Source organism: Pseudonocardia hierapolitana (assembly GCF_007994075.1).
GTDB lineage: Bacteria > Actinomycetota > Actinomycetes > Mycobacteriales > Pseudonocardiaceae > Pseudonocardia > Pseudonocardia hierapolitana.
This window is the reverse complement of record NZ_VIWU01000001.1, coordinates 8,448,141-8,466,084: the sequence shown is the minus strand read 5'-3', so window position 1 is coordinate 8,466,084 and position 17,944 is coordinate 8,448,141. Positions and strand designations below refer to the sequence as shown.

Sequence of the window (17,944 nt, the reverse complement as noted above, 5' to 3'; positions counted from 1 at the left end):
CGAAAGGGAACGAGTGGGCGACGAGCACGAGGCGACCGGCGCGGAGCCGGCGCCGCACCTGTACCACAGCCAGAAGAACCGGACCTTCGTCCGCGCCATCCAGGGCGACTACGGCCTCTCCGCGGAGCTGGAGCGGCTGCGCTCGATGCCGCGGGTGCAGAAGGCCAGCGAGATCAAGTTCGTGGACGGCCCGCAGGCCTACAGCCGTCACTACGTCGAGCCGAAGGACGGGATCACGCAGACCTTCCACCTGCACCTGGAGGAGTACGGGCCGGGCGGGAAGTCGCAGAAGCACGGCCACGTCAACGAGGCGGCGTTCTACATCCTCGACGGGCGCGGCTACGAGGTCCACGACGGCGTCCGCTACGACTGGGAGGCGGGAGACGTCGCGATCGTGCACAACAACTGCGTGCACCAGCACTTCAACGCCGACCCGGAGAAGCCGGCCCGGGCGCTGGTCATCAAGACCAAACCGATGTACCTCTTCATGAACATGCTGTTCCAGAAGCAGGTGGAGCCGCGCCAGACCACGCCGACCCCGGAGGGTGTCGGGTTCGAGGTCCGCGAAGAGGAAGAGGACTTCAACCACCCGGCGGAGGGGTACTGATGGCCTGGGGCGAGACGACCGCGTGGGTGGCGGGCACGGACAACGCGCCGCTCTACGCGAACCTGCTGCAGGACGCCACCGAGGCACCCGAGCGCAACGCCGGGCGCCGCAAGGTCCTCAAGCCCACGGACATGCCGTGGGAGATGTCACGGCAGGGGCTGCTGAAGCACCTGATCAACGAGGACCTCAACACGCGCATGGAGACGGTCGACGCCTACATGCAGATCATCCCGGCCGGCAGCCGGTCGGGGAAGCACCGCCACCTCGCCGAGGAGTGCCTCTACGTCCTGGAGGGGCGCGGCTACGACCTGCACCAGGACTGCGACGTCGAGATCACCGACACCTACTTCTGGAAGCCCCAGGACGAGGTCAAGCGCTTCGAGTGGGAGGCGGGCGACGTCATCTACGTGCCGCCGAACACGATCCACCAGCACGTCAACGCCGATCCGAACCGGCCGGCCCGGCTGATCTCGGCGATCAACCGGATCTACAAGCACAGCGGGCTCAACGACCTCGAGCAGATCGAGGACGCCCCGGAGTACGACCCGTCGGTGGTGCTCGACGCGGAGCGGATCCGCGAGTACCTCCGCACCCGTGACTGAGGGCTCCCGTTGGGAGGGCCACCGTCGGGAGGGCCACCGTCGGGAGGGCCGCCGTCGGGAGGGCCACTGCTGGGACGACGTCCTCGGAGAGGACGAACGGCTGGTCGCGAGCCGCTACGACCGGCGGCCCGACCTGGGCCGCCAGCCTGCGCTGCTGATGGTCGACTGCTACCGGAAGGTCTTCGGCGACGGCCCGCTGCCGGTCGCCGACGCCATCGCGCGGTTCCCGTCGACGTGCGGCACCGCGGCCTGGGCGGCGCTGCCGCACCTGGAGGAGCTGCTCGCCGCCGCGCGCCGGGCGGGTGTCCCCGTCGTGCACACCACCGGCGACCCGACCGGCGTCGGCCCGGTCACCCGGCGGCGCCGCACGCCGGGTGAGGAGGAGGCGGCCGGCCTGGAGTTCGTCGGTCCGCTCGCACCGCGCGAGGGCGAGACCGCCCTGCGCAAGGGCCGCGCGAGCGCGTTCTTCGGCACCCCGTTGTCGACCTGGCTGCGCGGGCTCGACGTCGACACCGTCGTCCTGGCCGGGGAGACGACGAGCGGTTGCGTGCGGGCGAGCGCGGTGGACGCCTACTCGCACGGCTTCCGCGTCGTCGTGGTGGAGGAGGCGGTGTTCGACCGCAGCCCCCTCTCGCACAAGGTCGCGCTGTTCGACCTGAGCCTGAAGTACGCATCGGTGCTCCACGTCGACGAGGCGGTGGAGTACCTCGGCGAAGGCGTCAGCGCCCGGTGACCCGCCGCAGGAGGGCGGCCGGGTGGGCCGGCGCGGCGTCGCCGGTCCAGGCCACGAATTGGTCGGGCCGTACGAGCACCAGCCGGGAGCCGTAGGCCTCCCGGCCGCCGCCGAGGGTGTCGCGGATGACGGTGAGGGGCACGCCGGTCGAGCGGGCCGCCTGTGCGAACGGTTCCGCCTCCGCGTCGAAGGCGAGCAGGGTGAACCCGGGGCCGAGCTCGTCGAACACGCCCCGCCCGGACGAGAGCGGCTGCGGTGGCAGGTGGTGCCCGGCACGCGCGGTGAACGTGTGCTCGCCGTGCGCGCTGATCACCGCCCCGGGCGGACCGGCCACGACGGGCGACCCCTCGTAGTGCGGCTCGAAGTCGCGTAGCCGGCGGCCGAAGCCCGCGGCGGCCTCGGCGAAGCGGCGCTCGAACTCGGCCCGGTCGGCCTTCGGGTCGTAGGTGCGCAGGAACTCGCGGTCGTCGGAGATCCAGCCGCCGATGATGTCCTCCCCGACGTCGCGGAAGACGGCCTGCCGCTCCAGGCTGTAGGACTCCAGCAGCGCCTCCCCGCCCCAGCCCTGCAGCGCGGCAGCGAGCTTCCAGCCCAGGTTGACCGCGTCCTCGAGCCCGTTGTTGAGCCCGAACCCGCCGTAGGGCGGGTGGGTGTGCGCCGCGTCCCCCGCGATGAAGGCCCGGCCCGCGCGGTAGGTGTGCGCCACCTGCACCCGCAGGTCCCAGTACCCGACGTGCTCGATCTCGGCGTCGAAGGCGAACCCGGCGGCGTGGTGCAGCAGCGCCGGGAGGTCGTGGTCGGCGTCGCGCGCCTCCCGCGGTACGGGGGCGTGGAAGAAGAACTGCTCGCCCACGTCGACCCGCCCGAAGAACATCCAGTAGCCCTCCAGTGCGGGGTGGAGCACCCGGTAGGTCGAGCGGTCGGGGAAGCGGGCCAGCGCCCGGTGCAGCTCGGGGGAGCGGAACACCACCAGCGCCACGAGTTCGTCCCAGTCGGTGCCGCTGCGGGGGATGTCGGACTGCTCGCGCACCAGCGAGCGACCGCCGTCGCACCCGACGACGTAGTCGCCGGTGAGGATCTCGCGCACACCGTTCCGCTCGATCGTGACGTGCGCGCCGTCGCCGTCCTGCGTGACGGCGGCGGCGCGCCAACCGAACCGCGTCTCGACCTCGGGGAGGCCGGCGACGCGGCGGCGCAGCACCTGCTCGGTGCGGTACTGGGGAAGGCGCTCGTTCGCCTGCGCGTAGTAGGGCGCCACGAGCTCGCGGGCCGGCGGCGCCGCCCAGAACTCGCTCATCAGGTTCTCGTAGGCGGTGACCTGGCCGATGGCGTGCCCGGGCGGCATCGTGCGGGCGGCGCGGATGTCCTCCGCCACGCCCCAGCGCCACATGTGCTCCATGGTCCGCTGCGACAGGCCCTGCCCCTTGGGAACCGAGGAGAGCTCGGTGCGCTGCTCGACGACGACGCAGCGGATGCCGCGCAGGCCCAGGTCCAGGGCGAGCCCGACGCCGACCGGTCCGCCGCCGACGATGACGACCTGGTGCCGCCGTTCCATGATCACCTCTGGCTTCGTGGCATAATGATTAGACCAAGACTAGCGGCGTGGCTCCGGGAGGACCAGTGGCGCGTTCCCGGGCGGTGGGCGTCGTCGGACTCGGGCGGATGGGTGGCCCCGTGGCCGGGCACCTCGCCACCGCAGGGCACGGAGTGGCGGCGTTCGACCCCGACCCCCGCGCCGAGCTCGCGCCCGGGGTGCGCCGGGTGAGCGGCTACGTCGACCTCGCCGGGTGCGACACCGTGCTCGTGCTGGCGGGCGGCCGTGCCGTTCCGGAGATCCTGCTCGCCGACGGGCGACTGCGCCCGGAGTGGCGCGACCGGGACGTGCTGGTGTGCGCCACCGTCGACCCGGGGGAGATGCGCCGCCTGCACGAGACCGCTGGCCGGGACGGCGGCCGGCTGCTGGACGCGCCGCTGTGCCGCGGAGACCACGGGGCTCGCCGCGGTGACCTCCTGGCCCTCGTCGGCGGGGCCGAGGACGTGCTCACGCGCTGCGCGGACGTCCTGGAGGCGTTCTGCTCCGACGTCGTCCACGTCGGCGGACCGGGTGCGGGCCAGGTCGCCAAGCTCGTGAACAACATGCTGCTCTGGACCGGAATCGCCGCCGTCGCCGAAGGCCTGCGGCTGGGCGAGGAGCTCGGTGTCCGGCGCGGGCCGCTCGTCGACGGGCTGCGCCGCAGCAGCGCGGCCTCCTGGGTGCTCGAGACGTGGGACCGGCCGCGGGAGCTGCCGTGGGCAGACGAGGACATGCGCATGGTCCGCGCGGCCGCCGGTGCGACGGGCCTGGACGTCCCGGTGGCCGAGGTCGTCGAGCGCGCCGTCGCCGCCGTGCGGGACGCCGGGATGCTGTCCGGCGGCGGGTTCGGGGCGGCGGGCTGGCGGCTGCCCGCGCACCCCGACTCCTGACCGGGCTCAGCCCGGCTCGCGCGCCGGCGCGGGCGCGCTGATGCCCGTGTAGTCACGCACGCAGTTCGGTCGTGTGAACAGCGCGATCCCGGCCAGCACCGGGATCGTCGCGCCGGCCGAGAGCGCGACGACCGGGCCGAGCACACCCGCGGCCACGCCGACGACGACGTCGCCGAGCGCGGGCCCGCCGCGCGAGGTGATCTGGTAGAGCGACTGCACGCGGCCGCGCAGTTCGTCCGGGGTCTCCAACTGCACGGCGGCGTGGCGGATGGTGGTGGCGGTGGCGTCGAAGACCCCCAGCAGCAGCGCGAGAACGAGGATCACGGCCATGGCCGCCATGAGTGCGGTGACCTGGGCGAAGGCGATGGCCACCAGCCCGTAGGCGACGGTCGCGACGAGCAGGGCGCGGCCGAGCCGGCGCGACCGGGAGACCAGTTGGACGATGCCGTAGGTCGCGAGCAGCGCGCCCAGCGACGGCGCGGCGGACAGCAGCCCGTAGCCCGTGGGGCCGATGTCGAGCCGGTCGGCGAACGCGGGGAGCAGCACGCGGTACGCGCCGAAGACGGTGAGCAGCAGGTCCAGCCCGCACAGCGACCAGATGATCGGGCGCCGGCGCACGTACCGGACGCCCTCGGCCATCTCCGTGCGGATCGACGGTGGGGGAGCGTCGGCAGGCTTGCGCAGCGGCGGGACCCGCACGGCGAGCAGCACGAGCACCAGAGCCGCGTACGTGATCCCGTCGAGCAGGTAGACCAGCCCCGGCCCGGAGACGGCGATGAGCACCCCGCCGATCGCCGGCCCGGTGAGGACGGCGACCTCGCGCGAGGGGTTGAGCAGCGCGATCGCGGCGGGCAGCACGTCGCGCGGCACCAGTGCCGGGACGAGCGCCTGCCGGCACGGCTGGTCGAACGTCGCCGCGGCGGTGGTGACCAGCACGCCGGCGACGACGTGCCAGGCCGCCACCGATCCCGAGAACGTCACCGCGGCCATGCCGAGGGCGGCGAGCATCGCCACGGCCTGCGTGGCCTGCAGCAGCCGTCGCCGGTCCCAGCGGTCGGCCAGCACCCCGCCGAGGGGGCTGAGCACGACCAGCGCCACGGCCTGCGCGCCCCCGACGAGGCCCGTGGCCGCGATGGAGCCCGTCAGTTCGTAGACCTGCCACAGGCTCGCCGCGACGGTCGCCCGGCTGCCGATCTGCGACAGCACGACCCCGGACCAGAACAGCAGGAAGTCCCGGTTGCGCAGCAGCGGTGCCCAGCGCATCAGCCCACCGGCACGAGCGTGACCTTGGCCGGGTCGGTGGCCAGGTGCACCTCGGTGCCTGGCTCGATGGAGATGGCGGGGTTTCCGCGCACGCGGATGCTGCCCTGGCCGACGCGGACGATGTGGTCGACGGCGTCGCCGAGGAACGCGCGGTTGGTGACGGTGCCCGACCACTCGTTGGGCCGGTTTCCCCAGCCGGTGCGGCTGATCTCGAAGCACTCCGGGCGCACCGCCGCGATGACCTCCTCGCCCACCGGCACGCGCACCGGCGACTCCAGGCGGATGCGCCCCGCGTCTGTGTCGACGTCGACGAGGTCACCCTCACGGGACGCGACCGTTCCGCGCAGGAAGTTCGACGTGCCGATGAACTCGGCGACGAACCGGCAGTTCGGGCGCTCGTAGACCTCGCGCGGGCGCCCGGTCTGCAGGACGTTGCCCTCCTTCATCACGGCGATCGTGGTGGAGAGGGCGAGCGCCTCGATCTGGTCGTGGGTGACGTAGATCGAGGTGATGCCCAGCTCACGCTGCAGGCGCTTGAGCTCGTAGCGCAGCGATTCGCGCAGCTTGGCGTCGAGGTTGGACAGCGGCTCGTCGAGCAGCATCAGCGGTGGCTCGATGACGATCGCGCGGGCCAGCGCCAGGCGCTGCTGCTGGCCGCCGGAGAGCTTGGTGGCCTGGCGGTCAGCGAGGTGGCCGAGCTCCATGGTCTCCAGCACCTTGGCCACGCGCTCCTGGATCTCGCGCTTGCCGGGCCGAGCCGAGCGCTTGCGCACCTGCAGCGGGAACGCCACGTTGTCGAACACGGTCATGTGCGGCCAGATCGCGTACGACTGGAACACCATGCCCAGCCCGCGCTGGTTGGCGGGCACGTTCGTGGTGCGGGAGCCGTCCCCGTCGAAGAGGATCCGCTCGCCGACCGCGATCCGGCCGGAGTCGGGCCGTTCCAGGCCGGCCACCGAGCGCAGCGTGGTGGTCTTGCCGCAGCCGGAAGGGCCGAGCAACGTGAACATCTCGCCGTCGCCCACCTCCAGGCTGACGTCGTTGACCGCGAAGACCCGCGCCGGCGCGGCGTTCGCGACCGCCGTGCGGTCGGTGCCGCTGCGGCTCTTCGCGCGCCTGCTCGCCTCGCCCGCGTAGGTCTTCACGAGGTTGTCGATGGTCAGCATGGTCACGGCCGTGGCCTCCGGTGGGTCGAGGGGTCAGTCGGACTTGAGGCCGACGCGGGCGCCGACCTTGTAGGCGACCGCCACCAGCACGGCGAGGATGAGCACCATGATCACGCCGAGGGCGGACAGCTCCCCGAAGCGCGCGTTGGCGTACAGCTCCCAGATCGAGATCGAGAGCACTTCGTTGCCCGGGGTGTAGAGCAAGATGGAGGAGGAGAGCTCGCGGAAGCTCACCACGAAGATGTAGACCCAGCCCGCCACGAGCGCCGGCGCGATCAGCGGCAGCAGCACGCGGCGGAACGTCGCCCACCAACCGGCCCCGCTGACCTGCGCCGACTCCTCCAGCTCGGCTGAGACCGTCTGCATCCCGCTCACCGCGTAGCGCATGCCGTAGGGCAGGTAGCGGGTGCAGTAGGCGATCAGCAGGATGAGCAGCGTGCCGTAGATCGGCAGCGGGCTGCGCAGGTAGACGAACGCGATCCCGACACCGAGGACCAGCCCCGGGATGACCAGCGGTGAGAACGCGATGTGGTCGAGCACCTGCCGGCCCGGGATGCCCGAGCGCACGACGACCCACGCGGCCACGGCCATCAGCGCCATGACGATCGTGGCCGCCCCGCCGCCGAGCAGCAGCGAGTTGCGCAGGGCCGTGGGCACCGTCGGCAGGTTGAACACCGCGACGAAGTTGTCGAGGCTCATCGACGCGAACGCCTCGGCGGACGGGGGCCGGTAGTAGGGCAGCAGCGCCGTGTAGAGCAGCACCAGCAGCGGGGCCAGCACCGTGACGAAGAAGTAGAGCAGGATGCCGCCGCCGACGGCCGGCTTCCAGCGGCCGAGGTCGATCGGGCGCGGGCGGAAGCCCTTGCCGGTGATCGTCCCGCCCCCGTGGTCGCGCGAGAGCACGTTCGACAGCCAGATCCCCAGCGCCGCCACCGCGAGCAGGCCCACGGCCAGTGCTCCGGCCCCGGCGAAGTCGACCGGGAAGCTGCGCAACACCTGGTAGATGCGGCTGGTGAACACGTAGATCCCGTTCTGAAGGCCGAGCAGCGCCGGCACCTCGAAGCTCTCCAGGCTACGCACCAGCATGATCAGCGCGGCCGACAGCAGGGCCGGCCGGACCAGCGGCAGGGTGACCCGTCGGAACGTCTGCACGCGGGTGGCACCGCTCATCAGCGCCGACTCCTCCAGCGAGGGGTCGGTCGAACGAAAGGCGGCCACCATGAACAGGAAGGCGATGGGCGAGAGGTGCAGGCCCTCGACCCAGATCATCCCCCAGACCGTGAAGACGTCGAACGTCCCCGGGCCGAACACCGGCTCCAGCAGGCTGTTGAGCAGCCCGATCGTCGGGCTGGCCAGGAAGATCCAGGCGATCGTGTAGAGGATGCCCGGGATGATCAGCGGGATGATCGAGGCGGCGAAGAACAAGGCCTTGAACGGCACGTCCGTGCGGACGTTGAAGTAGGCGAGCGCCGTGCCGACCGCGAGCGACAGCAGCGCCGACCCCACCGCGAACCACAACGAGTTGCCGATCAGCTCCCCGATGCGCGGGTCGCCGTAGGCGCGCGCGAAGCCGCCGAGGCTGAACCCGTCGGCATCGGTGAAGGTGGTCAGCAGCAGGTAACCCAGCGGTACGAGCGCCAGGTAACCGACGACGACGGTCACCGCCACCGCGACGAGCGTGCGGGGGCGCAGCAGTGTGTCGCGCCAGCGTGCGATGCTCGCCCGGCCACCCCCGGCGGAGGTGCCTGCCGGAGACGGGGTACCGGAACGGGGCGGCGTGGTCACCGTCGCCATGGATGTGGGCTCCTCGGGCTCGTCGGGTCGGGCTCGCCGGGTCGGTCAGTTCTCGGGGAGCTGCTCGCCGCCGCGGACGACCTCGTCGTAGCGGGCGGACCACTCGTTGCCCTCGTCGAGGAGCTTCTGCACGTCGACCGGCAGCACCTCGTGCCCGGCGAGCGGATCGGTGCCGTCGGGCATCACGGCCGGCGTCAGGCCGTTCTCGAGGATCACGCCCTGCCCGTCGGCGAGCATCCAGTCCATGAACAGCACCGCGGTGGCCGGGTGCTCGCTGCTGCGCATCAGGCCGCCGCCGTTCGCGCGGGCGACGACCGGCTCGACGAAGGGCTGGTCGTCCACCGGGGCGCCGGCGGCCCGGGCCTTCTCGGTCAGGTACGTGTACGAGGCGGCGACCACCCCGAACTCCCCGGCCGAGAGCAGCTCGACCTGGCCGGAGTGGCCCTTGGCCACCTTGGAGCCCTGCACCATGTCCGCGAAGAGCCGGTCGATGTCCGCGTCGGCCATGCCCTGTTCCTGGTAGTGCGTGTACAGGGTCATGTACCAGTCGTAGTCGCTGACCTCGAGCGACAGGATGCCGTCGTACTTCGGGTCGGCGAGGTCCTCCCACGTGCGCGGGACCAGGTCGGCGCCGACGAGGCCGGTGTTCCAGGCAGGCGCGAAGATGTTGAAGCGAGTAGGCGTCCAGCCGTCGTAGCGGAACTGTTCGTTGATCTTGTCTCGCTGCTCGCCCGCGTAGTCCCCGGTGAGCCCCTCCGAGGCGATGATCGCCATCTCGGTCGCGTTGGTCTCGACGACGTCGGCCCCCGCGAAGTTCGCCGACGCCTCCTGGAGGGTGCGCTGCAGGATCGTCTCGGAGTCGGCGCGGTAGAGCTCGACGTCGATGCCGAACTCCTGCTCGAACCGCGGCACGACGATGTCGGCGATGTCCGCGTTCATCGAGGTGTAGATCGACAGCCGGTTGCCCTCCTCGGCCGCCAGCTGCACGAGGCGGTCGCGGCGCTCCGTGCCGGTGAGCGCCGTGACCTCGGTGTAGACGGCCTCGGCAGCGGACGGTTCGCCGGACGCCGGGCCGCCGGAGGTCGGGGCGCCGCCGCAGCCGGAGAGCACCAGCAGGCCGGCGGCGCCGAGGCCGATGAGCGCCGATCGTCGTGACATGTCTTCTCCAGGGAGGTGCGGCGGTGCAGCTCGGGGTGGCCGGTCCGGATCTACGGACTAACGGACTGACCATTTGTTCGCGAGAAGGTAACCCGTCTCACAGTCGCCTGTAAAGCCCCGGGTCTTCCCCGGCCAGGAGGCGTTTCGCAGTCGTGATGTCGAACGTCCGCATGAAGCTCAGCGCTGTCCGTGCCATGGACAGGTCCGCGCCCGTTCCCGCGGCCATCGCCTCGGCGTTGGCGATGTCCTTCTCGAACCAGGTGAAGCGCATCTGGTCCATCTCGCGCAGCGTCCGGCTGTCGGTCGGGCTGTCCTGCAGGGCCCGACGCAGTGCCGGCACGTCGCCGCCCAGGCGTCGGCCCAGCTCCAGGGCCTGTCCCAGCGCGGAGATCTGCGCCCAGTGCACGAGGTTGTTGACCGTCTTGCCCACTTGTCCCGCGCCGACGCCGCCCAGCAGGTGCACGGCCGCCGTCCAGGGCGGGAGGACGGGCCGGGCGGCGTCCAGCGCGTCTGCATCGCCGCCGACCAGCAGTGTCACGCGCCCCGCCTCGGCGGCGCGCACGCCGCCGGTGAGCGCGGCGTCGAGCACGTCGACACCATCCGGGGCGGCGGCGGCGAGCTCACGGCAGGTCTGCGGCAGCGCGGAGCTCGACAGCAGCACGACCGAACCCGGGCGGGCGCGGGTGAACACGCCGCGAGGGCCGGTGAGGACGTCGCAGAGCTGCTCGTCGGTCGCGACCGCCACGATCACCACCCCGGCGGCCGCCGCGACGCCCGCCGGGTCGGCCGCCGGTACCGCACCATGGGCCGCGGCGGCGGCCACTGCGGTCGCGTCCAGATCGGTGACGACCGTGGCGATCCCGGCGGCGGCCAGGTGGCGGGCGATCGGGCCGCCCATCGCCCCGAGGCCGATCACGCCGGCGCCGGCGGGAACGGGCGGGCGGGTCGTCGCGACGGTCATGGAAGCCTCCCGGATGCAGCGATGCAGGTCACGTTCATAATGGACTAGTGTCAGACCTATGAGCGAGCGGCGCGGATTCGCGGCCCGCGCGGCCCGCTCGCTGCGGCATCCGAACTACCGCCGTTACATCGGCGGGCACGCCGTGAGCATCGTCGGCACCTGGATGCAGCGGGTCGCGCAGGACTGGCTGGTGCTGGAGCTGAGCGGCAGTCCGGTGGCCGTCGGCACGGCGATGGCCCTGCAGTTCCTGCCGATGCTGCTGTTCGGCATGTGGGGCGGGGTGCTGGTCGACCGGTTCGACCGGTGGCGGCTGCTGGTCGCCACGCAGGCCGCCAGCGCGGTGCTGGCCGCGGTGCTCGCGGCGACGACACTGATGGGCGCCACCACGCTCGGGCTGGTGTACGTGATGGCCGCGCTGCTCGGCCTCGTCACGGTCGTGGACTCGCCCGGCCGGCACACGTTCGTCACCGATCTGGTGCCGCCCGCGGACTACGTCAACGCACAGGCCCTCAACTCGACGATCCACAACACCGGGCGTCTCGTCGGACCCGCGGTCGCCGGCCTGGTGATCGCCGCGGCCGGGGCCGGCCCGGCCTTCGCCGTCAACGCCTTCTCGTTCGTCGCCGTCCTCGCCGGCCTGGCCCGGATCGACCGCTCGGCGCTGCACCGCACGGTGAAGGCGGGCCGCGGAAGGGGACAGGTCCGGGCCGGGCTGCGCTACGCGTGGCGACACCGGGAGCTGCGTGCCTGCCTGTTCCTGGTGGCGGTGTGCGGGGTGTTCACCCAGAACTACCGCGTCGTCCTGCCGATCACCGCCGTCGACGTGCTCGGCGGAGATGCGGCGGTCTACGGCTGGTTGACCTCCGCGCTCGGGCTCGGCGCAGTGCTCGGTGCGATCGGGGCGTCGGCGAGCGAGACCGTCACGGGGCGCCGGGTGCTCGCGTGGACGGTCGCGCTCGGCGCGACGAACCTGCTGATGGCCCTGGCTGCGCAGTTCGCCGCCGCGATAGCGGGCCTGGTCGCTGTCGGCATCGCGAACATCGTGTTCAACACCCTCGTCCGCAGCCTGCTGCAGCTGCGCAGCGCCCCGGAGATGCAGGGACGGGTGATGGCCCTGCACGGGCTGCTCTTCCTGGGCACGACACCGTTCGGCGGCCCGTTCCTGGGCTGGATCTGCGCGGTCGCGGGCGCACGGTGGGCGTTCGTCGTCGCGGGCGGGGCCGCGTTGCTCGCGGTGGCTGTCGTGGTTCGGCAGCTGCTGGCCCGACCGGAGGTCGCCGCCTGACTCCCGACCGCGCAGCGGCCCGACCAGTGGTCACCCGCGTGCTCGATCTCGACGAGGTGGCGGAGGCGCACCGGCTCCGGCATGACAGATGTGGATTGCGATGATCCACCAGCGCTGAACCCGATGACTGCGCAGCGATGAGTTCCTGGCCGCGCCCGAGTCTGACTGTCTGGATGGGGGCGGACCGAGGACGGGCCAGCTCCACATCATCGACACGAGTCGGACGAGCAGGGGGCACCGGTGAGCGGTATCAGGGTGTTGGTGGCGGGGGCGAGCATCGCGGGGCCCGCGCTGGCCCACTGGCTGCGTCGACGGGGGGCCGAGGTGACCGTGGTGGAGCGGGCCCCCGAGCTGCGTCCCGGTGGGCAGGCGGTGGACGCGCGCGGGGTGGCCAAGGAGGTCATCCGCCGCATGGGGCTGGACGCGGCGGTGCGTGCAGCCTGCACCGACACCGCCGGCGCGTACACGGTGGACGCGGACGGGACCGTGCTGGAGACCTACCGCGCGGACGACCACGGCGGCGACGGGTACATCGCGGAGATCGAGATCCTGCGCGGGGACCTGTCCCGGGTGCTCCACGACGACACCCGCGACGGTGTCGAGTACGTCTTCGGCGACCGGATCGCCGAGCTCACCCAGGACGCGGACGGGGTCGACGTGACCTTCGCGGGCGGCGACCGGCGCCGCTTCGACCTGGTGATCGGCGCGGACGGGCTGCACTCGGCGCTGCGGGGGATGGTCTTCGGGCCGCGCGAGCGGTTCATCCGCCACCTCGGGCTCGTACTGGCCTTCTACAGCGTGCCCAACGAGTTCGGGGTGGACCGCTGGCTGATCGACTACCAGGAGTCCGGGCGCTCCGCCGGCCTGCGGCCCCTCCCGGACGCCACCCGGGCGATGGCCATGCTCTCGTTCAGTGCCGCCGACTTCGACGTCGACCACCGCGACGTCGCGGCCCAGAAGTGCCTGCTGCGCGAGCGGATGGCCGGCTTCGGCTGGCTGACCCCGCGCATCCTCGAGCACCTGGACGACACCCCGGACTTCTACCTCGACCAGGTCGCCCAGGTCGTGATGGATCGCTGGTCGAGCGGACGGGTGGGGCTGCTCGGGGACGCGGCGTTCAGCTCGTCGCCGATGTCCGGGGGTGGCACCGGGCTGGCCCTGGTCGGCGCCTACCTATTGGCCGGAGAGCTCGCCGCCGCCGGGTGGGACCCGGAGGCCGGGTTCGCCGGATACGAGGCGCGGATGCGCTCGTTCGTCGAGGCCAACCAGGAGATCGGCCGGATGCACGTACAGAGCCTCCAGGCCCCGGCGCCGGACGCGGAGCCGAGCCCGGAGCCCGACATGGAGGCGCTCATGGAGCTGGTCGAGCGCGCGATCAACGGCGTCGAGATGCCCGACTACGCCGGGGTGCCGGACTCCGGGGCCCCGGCCGGGTCGACGATCACCTCGTCGGCCAGGCCGTAGGCCACCGCCTCGGGCGCGGTGAACCAGCGGTCCCGGCCGAAATCGGTGATCTGCTCCACCGACTGCCCGGTGTGCTCGGCGGCGAGTTCGGGGATACGCCGCTAGAGCCGCCCTGGCGGTCCAGCCGCAGTTCGTGATCTTCACGGCGTGGCGGTCCCGGGCGTGGGACGGCCACCGCGTGATGCTCATCCGTTGTGTCGACAGTCGATGAAGCTGCTGGCGCTCGGCTAGGAGATGCGCGATGAACGCCGACCGGTCGAGTGTGTCAGTGGCTACGGTGCGCGAGTTGCTGGATCGGCAGTTCCCGCGGTGGGCTGACCGACCTATCACGGAGGGCCCTTCCGGTGGGGCCGGCAACGCGTTGTTCCGCCTGGGTGATGACTTGGTGGTGCGTCTTCCGCTCCATCCCGGGTCAGCGGCGGCAGTCGACGTGGAACTGACTTGGCTGCCGTGGCTGGCCTCGCAGCTGCCGTTGACCGTACCGATCCCCGTCGCCGCTGGCGCCCCAGATGAAGTATTTCCCCGGCAGTGGGCTGTATTTCGGTGGATTCGTGGGGTAGGTTTGGACACCCGTCAAGACGTTGATCTTGTGGATGTCGCGGTGCGCCTTGGCCGGTTTGTGGGTGCACTCCGGAGTATCGAGGTCACGGGTGCGCCGGCTTCGTTACGCCCCCACCCTTTACAAGGCGACGGGAGCGATGTTCGCTCCGACATCCGTGCGCTTGGCGCGGAGGGCATCGTGGACGAAGCGTCGGCGACTGCTGTGTGGGATAGTGCCCGAGCAGCGCCGTCAAACCATCTCCCCGTATGGATCCACGGGGACTTGTTTCCGATGAATCTCTTGGCCGAGCGGGGCAAATTGTCTGCGGTGATTGATTTCGACTTGATGGGGGCGGGCGATTCGGCCGTCGACATGGTGTCGGCGTGGACATTGCTCACGGCAGAGACGCGACCGTTGTTCCGTGAAGCATCCGGTGTCGACGACGACACCTGGGTCCGCGGCCGCGGATGGGCATTGAAGGCCGGGCTCGGCGCGGTACGCAGATACGGCGTGGGCGGCCACCCCCGAGCGGCCGTGGGGCGATACGCATTGTCGCAAATAATCGCCGACCATCGGCGAACTTCTTGACACGGTCGCGCGACAACTCCCGCGGCGGCGCTCCCAAGCGGGCGGGCGAGCATGCTCGGCAAGCCACTGGATGTAATGTCGAGGCATGATCGTGTTCCGGCCCTCCGCGCGGGCACTGATCACCGATCCTGACGGCCGGGTACTGCTACTGCGCGTGCGAGACGCCGTTGCGCTGGACGCGTCTGATCCCGTCACCGATTACTGGATCACCGTCGGCGGCGGCGTCGAGCCCGGGGAGACCTTCCGGACCGCGGTCGTGCGCGAGATCTTCGAAGAGACCGGACACGTCGTTGACGACCCCGGACCGTGCATCTGGCGACGTCGGAAGAGCGTCACCGATGCAGCCGGCGTGACCCACGCTTCCGACGAGCGGTACTTCTGGTGCTCAGTTCCCTCGAGCGACCTGAGCCAGGACAACCTGATTCCGAGTGAACGCACCTACTTCCAGGAGTACCGCTGGTGGGACATCGACGACCCCGCCCTGCGGACCATTCGGGTCTTCCCAGCGGACTTCGGCGCTGCCGCATGCAGGGTGCTGCTCCACGGCCGGCCACCGATTCCGCGCTGGCTGCGCTAGCAGGGGGATCTCGACGTGGAACAGGTGAGGGTCCGCATCGGCGACGACGAGATCCTGGTGTCGTGGCATCCTCCTGACCTGCCGCCGGACGGCCAGCGTCACGGCGCGGAAGGCATCTGCGTCACGGACGGCGGCGAGGTCGTCGTCATCAGCCGCGACGGGCAACGCTGGGAGTTCCCCGCCGGTCGACGCGAGGGCGACGAGACATGGGAACAGACCTTACGCCGAGAGGTTCGTGAGGAGGCGTGCGCGACCGTCGTCCGAGCCCGCCTCTTGGGGTTCTCCCGCGGTGAGTACATCGCGGGACGACAGGCGGGTTGCGTGCTGGTTCGTTCGCTCTGGCGGGCTGACGTCACGCTCGATCCGTGGGATCCACGGCACGAGATCCCGTTTCGCCGGGTGGTGGCAGCCGCCGACGTCGCGCGGCAGCTCGACATCGCAAGGCATCCCTTTGCGCCAATCGTTCGTCGCGCGATGCGTGAGGCCCGAATCTGACTGTTGAGCAGCAGCGTCTCGCCGGCACAGCCGCCACCCCTAGGAGTCCACGAGCCGTTGGAGGACGTCCACGTCGCACCCGCGGGCCGTCACCCGCAGCCGTGGTCCCTCGCGTCCGATCCGCGCCGCACGTGTCAGTGCGGCGTCAGCTGCCTCGATCAGGTTGCGGGCGTCGCGGCTGAGCGCCCGGCCGGCCTCGGTGAGCTCGGTTCCCTGTGGTGTACGGATGAACAGGGCCGTCTCGAGCTCACGTTCCAGCGCGCGGATCGCCCGGGACGGGGCGGGCTGGGTCATGCCCAAGTGCTCGGCGGCTGCGGTGAAGGTGCCCTCGTCGGCGACGGCGAGGAAGTAGCGAAGATGCTTGAGATCGACGTCCGTCGCCACGGGCCCAGGGTGCCACGCCGGTGCGAGCACGCCGTTCGCCCTGCGTGTCACCCATCCTCTTCTCGGGCCATGACCGATGCCCGTGCGTCACAGGGCGGGGCTCCCCGATGGCGCGAGCACGATCCTGCCGAACACGTCGCCGGCTTCCATCTCCCGGTGAGCCGGCACCGCCTCCTCCAGGGGCAGCACGTCGTGGACGACTGCGTCCCACTCGCCGCGACTCGCGGCAGCGAACAGATCTGCGGTCACGGCACGTCGGTCGGGTTGTGCCACGGTGTCGGCGCTGAAGGTCGCGAAGGACATCGACTTCCGGAACGCCGCGATCATCTCCATGGCGAAGCCCGCCGGCGGGGGGCCGCCGACCGCGCCGACGGCCACCATGCGGCCGTTCGGGTTGAGCTTGGCGAAGAAGGACGGCAGGTGCGCGCCTGCGACGACGTCGATGATGACGTCGTAGCCCGCGGGAGCGTCCTCGTCCCCCTCCCCGGCGCGGTCCAGCACGTGGGTGGCGCCGAGCTTGCGCAGGCGATCGCCGCGCTCGGGCGACGACGTCGTGACCGCGACCGCACCGGCGTCACCGCGAGCCGCGAGCTGGACCGTCATGATCCCGATGCCGCCGGCCGCGCCGCGCACCAGCACCGACTCACCCGGAGCGAAGCGGGCGTGGCGAAGGCCGAAGTGGGCAACGATTCCGGAGCTCCCGAGCGTCACCGCGTCGACGGCCGACAAGGCCGCCGGGAGGGGGACGAGTGTCGCGGCCGGAGCGACCGCCTGCTCGGCATAGCCGCCGCCCATGCCGGTGAACGCCCAGACACGTCGACCGACCCACGACGTGTCGACGCCGCTGCCGACCGCGGTGACGGTGCCCGCGATCTCGCCGCCGAGGACGTGGCCTTCGGAGAAGCCGTAGGCGGCAAGAGCACCGCGCCGGATCAAGACATCGACTGAGCCGACGCCGATCGCCTCGGTGGCGACCAGCACCTGCCCGTCGGCGGGAGTCGGGTCGGGGAGGTCGATGACCACAAGGCCCTCGGGGCTTCCGAACGCCTGGATCGCGACTGCCTTCACTGTCGTCTCCGTGTTCTGGGATCGATGGGACTGACGCGGCGGACGTTAACGGACGCCTGTGTCCGTTTAGCTAAAGTGAGAGCGGTGACGGACCGTTTGCCTCACGCGTTGCGCTCCGATGCCCGGGACAACCGCGAACGCATCCTCGATGCGGCCCGCGCGGTGTTCGCCGCCGAGGGTCTGAACGTGCCGATGCGGGAGATCGCCCGGCGGGCCGGGGTCGGTCCCGCCACCCTCTACCGCCGCTTCCCGACCAAGGAGGTGCTGGTCACCGAGGCGTTCCGGGACCAGATGTGCGCGTGCCTCGCCGTTGTCGACGAGGGGCTCGCCGACCCGGATCCATGGCACGGCTTCTGCCGCGTGATCGAGCGGATCTGCGAGCTGCACGCCCTGGACCGGGGCTTCACAGCGGCCTTCATGTCGACCTTCCCCCACGCGATGGACTTCGCCGCATTGCGGGCGTCCTCGCTCGACCGCGTCGCCGAACTGGCCCGTCGCGCCAAGGACGTCGGCCGCCTGCGCCCGGACTTCGTTCTGGACGACGTGATCCTCGTGCTCATGGCCAACAGCGGTATCCGCGCCGCCTCACCGGCTGCCCGGGTCGCGGCGTCCCGACGCTTCGCCGCGCTCGCGATCCAGGCGTTCCAGGCCTCGCCGGTGGCCTCGCCGCTGCCGCCGGTGGCACGGTTGGCGCCCGCCTCGGCGCCGACGACGTCAGCCTCGTGATCGGGAGTGGCTTCGTCCGGTTCATGGGGAAGCCGACCGACGAGGCCCCGCGCCAGGACGGGCTGTGCA

Annotated in this window: 18 protein-coding genes; 10 read left to right on the top strand and 8 right to left on the bottom strand. The window is 71.5% G+C overall.

Annotated elements, in window-relative coordinates; all coding sequences use genetic code 11:
- Positions 1-13: 13 nt before the first annotated feature.
- The 3 genes from FHX44_RS39930 to FHX44_RS39920 are packed head-to-tail and all read left to right on the top strand — an operon-like array spanning position 14 to position 1,942.
- Positions 14-607: a cupin domain-containing protein gene (locus FHX44_RS39930; RefSeq protein WP_147260508.1), complete on the top strand. Its 594-nt coding sequence runs from the start codon at positions 14-16 to the stop codon at positions 605-607.
- Positions 607-1,209 (top strand): cupin domain-containing protein, encoded by a 603-nt coding sequence (locus FHX44_RS39925; RefSeq protein WP_147260507.1) that lies wholly within the window; start codon positions 607-609, stop codon positions 1,207-1,209. Before FHX44_RS39930 ends, FHX44_RS39925 begins: the two co-directional genes overlap by 1 nt.
- Positions 1,202-1,942, top strand: coding sequence for an isochorismatase family protein (locus FHX44_RS39920; RefSeq protein WP_147260506.1), 741 nt, complete (start codon positions 1,202-1,204; stop codon positions 1,940-1,942). Before FHX44_RS39925 ends, FHX44_RS39920 begins: the two co-directional genes overlap by 8 nt.
- On the opposite strand, the gene FHX44_RS39915 is transcribed toward FHX44_RS39920, so the two are convergent.
- Positions 1,929-3,497: an FAD-dependent monooxygenase gene (locus FHX44_RS39915; RefSeq protein ID WP_147260505.1), complete on the bottom strand. Its 1,569-nt coding sequence runs from the start codon at positions 3,495-3,497 to the stop codon at positions 1,929-1,931. The two genes, FHX44_RS39920 and FHX44_RS39915, sit on opposite strands and share 14 nt — an antisense overlap.
- Positions 3,498-3,562: 65 nt before the next feature.
- On the opposite strand from FHX44_RS39915, the gene FHX44_RS39910 reads away from it, so the two are divergent.
- Positions 3,563-4,405, top strand: coding sequence for an NAD(P)-dependent oxidoreductase (locus FHX44_RS39910; RefSeq protein WP_147260504.1), 843 nt, complete (start codon positions 3,563-3,565; stop codon positions 4,403-4,405).
- Between the two features lie 6 nt (positions 4,406-4,411).
- On the opposite strand, the gene FHX44_RS39905 is transcribed toward FHX44_RS39910, so the two are convergent.
- The 5 genes from FHX44_RS39905 to FHX44_RS39885 form a co-directional block, all read right to left on the bottom strand.
- Positions 4,412-5,668: an MFS transporter gene (locus FHX44_RS39905; protein WP_147260503.1), complete on the bottom strand. Its 1,257-nt coding sequence runs from the start codon at positions 5,666-5,668 to the stop codon at positions 4,412-4,414.
- On the bottom strand, positions 5,668-6,834 hold the full coding sequence (locus tag FHX44_RS39900; protein ID WP_147261862.1) for an ABC transporter ATP-binding protein: 1,167 nt from the start codon (positions 6,832-6,834) through the stop codon (positions 5,668-5,670). The genes FHX44_RS39905 and FHX44_RS39900 overlap by 1 nt, the downstream gene beginning before the upstream one ends.
- 33 nt (positions 6,835-6,867) lie before the next feature.
- Positions 6,868-8,628: an ABC transporter permease gene (locus FHX44_RS39895; protein WP_147260502.1), complete on the bottom strand. Its 1,761-nt coding sequence runs from the start codon at positions 8,626-8,628 to the stop codon at positions 6,868-6,870.
- A gap of 45 nt (positions 8,629-8,673) precedes the next feature.
- Positions 8,674-9,786, bottom strand: coding sequence for an ABC transporter substrate-binding protein (locus tag FHX44_RS39890; RefSeq protein WP_147260501.1), 1,113 nt, complete (start codon positions 9,784-9,786; stop codon positions 8,674-8,676).
- Between the two features lie 97 nt (positions 9,787-9,883).
- Entirely contained in the window at positions 9,884-10,747 is an 864-nt protein-coding gene (locus FHX44_RS39885) for an NAD(P)-dependent oxidoreductase (RefSeq protein WP_147260500.1), read from the bottom strand.
- Positions 10,748-10,805: 58 nt separating this feature from the next.
- Between FHX44_RS39885 and FHX44_RS39880 the strand changes: the two genes are divergently transcribed.
- The 5 genes from FHX44_RS39880 (at position 10,806) to FHX44_RS39855 (ending at position 15,697) form a co-directional block, all read left to right on the top strand.
- Positions 10,806-12,032: an MFS transporter gene (locus tag FHX44_RS39880; RefSeq protein ID WP_147260499.1), complete on the top strand. Its 1,227-nt coding sequence runs from the start codon at positions 10,806-10,808 to the stop codon at positions 12,030-12,032.
- A gap of 240 nt (positions 12,033-12,272) precedes the next feature.
- Entirely contained in the window at positions 12,273-13,496 is a 1,224-nt protein-coding gene (locus FHX44_RS39875) for an FAD-dependent monooxygenase (RefSeq protein WP_212612869.1), read from the top strand.
- Between the two features lie 241 nt (positions 13,497-13,737).
- Positions 13,738-14,625, top strand: a complete 888-nt coding sequence (locus tag FHX44_RS39865) for an aminoglycoside phosphotransferase family protein (protein WP_147260498.1) — start codon at positions 13,738-13,740, stop codon at positions 14,623-14,625.
- A gap of 85 nt (positions 14,626-14,710) precedes the next feature.
- Positions 14,711-15,202 (top strand): NUDIX hydrolase, encoded by a 492-nt coding sequence (locus tag FHX44_RS39860; protein ID WP_147260497.1) that lies wholly within the window; start codon positions 14,711-14,713, stop codon positions 15,200-15,202.
- A 15-nt stretch (positions 15,203-15,217) separates the two neighbouring features.
- Complete coding sequence (locus tag FHX44_RS39855) at positions 15,218-15,697, top strand: NUDIX hydrolase (protein WP_147260496.1); 480 nt, start codon at positions 15,218-15,220, stop codon at positions 15,695-15,697.
- A gap of 39 nt (positions 15,698-15,736) precedes the next feature.
- Here FHX44_RS39855 and FHX44_RS39850 read toward each other — a convergent pair whose 3' ends face one another.
- Together FHX44_RS39850 and FHX44_RS39845 are read right to left on the bottom strand one after the other, a co-directional pair.
- A complete protein-coding gene (locus tag FHX44_RS39850) occupies positions 15,737-16,081 on the bottom strand; it encodes a LysR family transcriptional regulator (RefSeq protein WP_147260495.1) in 345 nt (114 codons plus the stop codon).
- A gap of 87 nt (positions 16,082-16,168) precedes the next feature.
- Positions 16,169-17,149, bottom strand: a complete 981-nt coding sequence (locus tag FHX44_RS39845) for a zinc-binding dehydrogenase (RefSeq protein ID WP_147260494.1) — start codon at positions 17,147-17,149, stop codon at positions 16,169-16,171.
- Between the two features lie 84 nt (positions 17,150-17,233).
- Here FHX44_RS39845 and FHX44_RS39840 point away from each other — a divergent pair, with 84 nt between their 5' ends.
- Positions 17,234-17,875 (top strand): TetR/AcrR family transcriptional regulator, encoded by a 642-nt coding sequence (locus tag FHX44_RS39840; RefSeq protein WP_147261859.1) that lies wholly within the window; start codon positions 17,234-17,236, stop codon positions 17,873-17,875.
- Positions 17,876-17,944: the final 69 nt, after the last annotated feature.